General features: G+C 68.3%; 2 protein-coding genes. Both read right to left on the bottom strand.

The annotated features are described in order from the left end of the window. Window positions 1–752 (bottom strand): DUF5667 domain-containing protein (locus tag J0695_RS31205; protein ID WP_307798823.1); only part of this gene is annotated, 752 nt, incomplete at its 3' end. A gap of 199 nt (window positions 753–951) precedes the next feature. Continuing rightward, window positions 952–1,339, bottom strand: a 388-nt coding sequence (locus tag J0695_RS31200) for a sigma-70 family RNA polymerase sigma factor (protein WP_206967745.1), incomplete at its 5' end; no start/stop codon positions are given.

Here is a 1,339-nt window from a genome sequence, read left to right as displayed (position 1 = left end):
TCCCACCGGGACAGCTGGAGCTGGCTCCAGCTGTCCCGGTGGGACCGCGCGAAGGAGGAGAGCGTCTGGATGGGGCCCAGCGCTCCGTTTCGGGCGTACGCCTCGTGGAGGAGGCGGTGTCCCTCGGTCGCGTCGTGCTTCATGCCCGTCAGGGCGCGCCTGACCTCGCCCAGCTGTTCGTGGTCGAGCTGACCGGCCCGGTCCCGCTCCATGAGGCGGCGTGCCTCCTGGAGGCGGGTGGACGCCTGGTCCAGGTAGATCTCGCCGCGGTCGGCGTTGTTGTCCGCCATCCCGAGCTTGAGATCTTCCATGCCGCGCTTCAGCCCGTACAGCGAATCACCGGGCAGGGCGCTGGAACTGGCAGCGGCCACTCCGCTGAAAGCCCCTGCCGCGACACCTACGGTGAGGCCGCCCGCGGCCAGTCCTTTCGACCAGCGGGAGCGGGGGCGCAATTTCCGGAGCGCGGTCGCCCGGTGGGCGCCGCGACCCGTCCGCTGCTCGGGCACCCGAGGGCCCGCCGATGCACCTCCCTCGGCGAACAGGGCCTCCATGGCTGCCACGAGCTGGGCTCGTTGCACCACTTTGACCTCGGGGTCCAGCTCGGGCCTCGGCAGTGCGCCGAGACCGTTCGCCAAGGACAGCAGCCCGTCGGGCTCTGGCTGTTGCTCAGCCGCCGTGTCCTGGAGAGTCTGATCCTCCAGGGTCTGGGCGAAGGCGTTCGCCCGCCGGTGTGCCGAAACGTGTCCGATCACTGGCGGCACCTCCTCTCGTCATGACCATCGACTCCCCTCGGGGTCCAGAAGGTTGCACACCTTGAGCGCTTACACACTTTCGAGTGAGCGCCTGCGGGCGTGGCGTGACCACAGGGAGCCTGCATCCCGCTCAACGAGCCGCACGGCAGTTGGGTTACGGACGAAGGATGATCGGACCGCAGTGGATTTGACGGTCATTTCAGCGTGCGTCGTCCGGGAGGAGCCGGGCGAGCGTCCGAACGGCCCGGTACTGCAGGGTTTTGATCGCGCCCTCGTTCTTGCCCATGACCCGGGCCGTCTCCGCGACCGAGAGGCCGTTGAGGAAACGGAGCGTGACGCACTCCTGCTGTTGGGGGTTGAGCTTGCGGACCGCTTCCAGGAGGGCCGCGTTGGAGAGGGATTCGAGGACGGAGTCCTCGGGTGAGCGCTCGACCTCGTTGGCGTCGAGCATTTCGCCCGTGGTCACTTCGAGCCGGAAGCGGCTCGATTTGAAGTGGTCGGCGACCAGGTTGCGGGCGATGGTGACCAGCCAGGCGCCGAAGTCACGGCCCTGATAGGTGAACGTGGAGATACGGCGCAGGGCGCGC

The organism is Streptomyces beijiangensis, from assembly GCF_017315755.1.
GTDB lineage: Bacteria > Actinomycetota > Actinomycetes > Streptomycetales > Streptomycetaceae > Streptomyces > Streptomyces beijiangensis.
Note: the sequence above shows the minus strand (reverse complement) of the source record. Positions and strands in the feature narration are given on the sequence as shown.